Below are 2,320 nucleotides of genomic sequence, written 5' to 3'. Positions count from 1 at the left end.
GCGCGGAGTCAGGTCGTAAGGGGGCCCGGTCCCGGCCGGGCCCCGTCCCGCCCCCGGCGGACCCGACATGACCCGAGCAGACCCGAGAGGTACGGCACATGACCCGGCACCAAGCGCTCGCCCGACGGATGTGGCACCACCTGGAGGGACTGCACGCCTGCCTGTACTTCGCCCCGCAGGCCTTCGAGGAGGCCGCCGCGCTGGGCTACGACAACTCCAGCCGCTGGCCCAGCTACTTCGCCTGGCGCGCCGCCCCGCTGGGCGCGGCCGGGCCCGAGCTGGTCACCGCCACGTTCCACAGCTTCAGCCCGCGGACCGTGGCCGAGCACGTGCCCGGCGTCTGGTCGGTCGCCACGCCCGAGGAGGTGCTGGCCGCCCGGCTTCGCGCGGTGGACCGGACCTACCGCGCGCTGGCCCCGGAGGTGATCGGCGGCCGGGAGATCGCCGAGGCGGCGGCGCTGGCCACCGAGGCCGCCGGGTACGCCGACGCCGCGGGCCGTCCGCTCGCCGCCGCCAACCGCGACCTGCCCTGGTCCGACGAGCCGCACCTGGCGCTCTGGCAGGCGCTCACGGTGCTGCGCGAGCACCGCGGCGACGGCCACCTCGCCGCCGTGCTCGCCGCCGGGCTGGACCCGTGCGAGTCCCTGGTGTCCTTCGCCGCGGTGGACGCCGCGCCGGAGGAGAACTTCGCGGCCCGCGGCTGGAGCCCGGAGCAGTGGGCGGCGGCCCGCGAACGGCTGGCGGAGCGCGGCTGGGTGGACGGGGCCGGCAAGGCCACCGAGCGCGGCCGGCAGGGCCGCGACGACATCGAGCGCCGCACCGACCTGCTCGCCGCGGGACCCTGGCGGGCGCTGGGCGAGGAGCGCGCCGAGCGGCTCGCCGCGCTGACCCTCCCGCTGCTGGCGGCGGTCTTCGGGTCCGGGATGCTGCCCGCCCGGAGCACGCTGGGGATCGGCACCGTCCAGGTCACGTACGACTGACCGGCCGGCCGTGCCCGGAACCCCTTGACCTCATCTTTGGTTGAGGTCCCAGGATCGTGGTGACCGCCCGGCCGCCGGGCGGACACCACGATCTTCTGGGGAGACCTCCATGTCCACGTCCGACTCCGCCCCGCAGCCGTCGACCGTGTCCACCACCGCGCATCCCGACCCGGCCCGGCCCGGGGTCGGCGCCCCGATGTTCAGCACCTGGCGGGTGGGGACGCCCGAGCGGCAGCGGACCGTCGCCGACGCCATCGCGGCCACCTGGGAGAAGCGACCCTGGCCGGCCCCGGACCTGCTGTCGTACGGCATCTACGCGGCCGCCGACGGCGACACCCTGATGCACTACTCGCAGTGGACGAGCGAGGAGGCGTACTTCGCCTTCTTCCACAACCACCGGCAGGAGCGGAACGACGAGATCGACGCCGCCGTCCCCGGGATCGAGCGGGTCGGGCTGTCCCGCTACCGGCTGTACCGCAGCCATGTGCCGGACCCCGTACGGCGGGCCGCCACGGAGCCCGGGCTGATCGTCACCGTGGACATCCACTTCGACGCCGCGACGGCCGGCCGCCGCACCGAGTGGATCGACACCGTCATCGGCGCGCTGGACGAGGGCGCCGAGGAGCACCGGGAACTGCTGGGTGCCCACTTCCACCTGCTGGAGAACGGGGCGAAGCACCTGGGTTCGGCCGCCGACCGGGTGCTCAACTACGCCGAGTGGACCAGCGAGGAGGCGTACGAGACGGCCCAGGGCGCCGACCGGCCGGGCTGGCACCGGGTGCGGGACTTCCCCGGCCACCGGCAGGTGACCGGCACCCGCTACCGCCTGCTGCGCCACCTGACCCCGCGCGGGTGAGCGGCCCGGTCCGGCCGCCCGGCCCGGCGGGCGGCCGGGCCGGAGAACGGGCGGCCGGGCGGAGAAAGGGTGGCCTGGCTGCCGGGCGGCCGGCCGACCGGGCCGAAGGACGGGAGGCCTGGCTGCCGGCCGGGTGACCGGTCCCGGCGGGCGGCCGGACGACCTCTCCCGGCGGATGGCCGGGTGGCGGCTCGTCAGACGGTCAGCACGACCTTGCCGAACAGGTCGCCGCCGGCCATCTTCTCGAACCCCTCGCGCGCCCGGTCCAGCGGCAGCACCGAGTCGATGACCGGCCGCACCCCGTGCGCCGCGCAGAAGCTCAGCAGGTCCGCCAGCTCCTCCTTGGTGCCCATGGTGGAGCCGACCACCTTCAGCTCCAGGAAGAAGATGCGGTTCAGCTCGGTGGCCTTGGGGTCGGGGCCGGAGGTGGCACCGGAGATGACCAGCGTGCCGCCGGGCCGCAAGGACTTCACCGAGTGGGACC

3 protein-coding genes are annotated in these 2,320 nt (G+C 75.6%); 2 read left to right on the top strand and 1 reads right to left on the bottom strand.

Going from position 1 to position 2,320, the window contains the following annotated elements:
- Positions 1-98: 98 nt before the first annotated feature.
- Positions 99-980, top strand: coding sequence for an SCO6745 family protein (locus IHE55_RS30370; RefSeq protein ID WP_197990297.1), 882 nt, complete (start codon positions 99-101; stop codon positions 978-980).
- A 109-nt stretch (positions 981-1,089) separates the two neighbouring features.
- A complete protein-coding gene (locus tag IHE55_RS30365) occupies positions 1,090-1,836 on the top strand; it encodes an antibiotic biosynthesis monooxygenase (RefSeq protein WP_197990296.1) in 747 nt (248 codons plus the stop codon).
- Positions 1,837-2,030: 194 nt separating this feature from the next.
- Here IHE55_RS30365 and IHE55_RS30360 read toward each other — a convergent pair.
- Positions 2,031-2,320: zinc-binding dehydrogenase (locus IHE55_RS30360; RefSeq protein ID WP_197992634.1), on the bottom strand; the 290-nt coding region annotated here is incomplete at its 5' end.

The organism is Streptomyces pactum, from assembly GCF_016031615.1.
Lineage (GTDB): Bacteria > Actinomycetota > Actinomycetes > Streptomycetales > Streptomycetaceae > Streptomyces > Streptomyces pactus.
The sequence above is the reverse complement of the archived record's forward strand: the minus strand, read 5'-3'. Positions and strand labels throughout refer to the sequence as shown.

Coding starts and splice junctions, on each gene's coding strand:
- IHE55_RS30370 (WP_197990297.1), top strand. CDS start 99: ATGACCCGGCACCAAGCGCTCGCCCGACGGATGTGGCACCACCTGGAG.
- IHE55_RS30365 (WP_197990296.1), top strand. CDS start 1,090: ATGTCCACGTCCGACTCCGCCCCGCAGCCGTCGACCGTGTCCACCACC.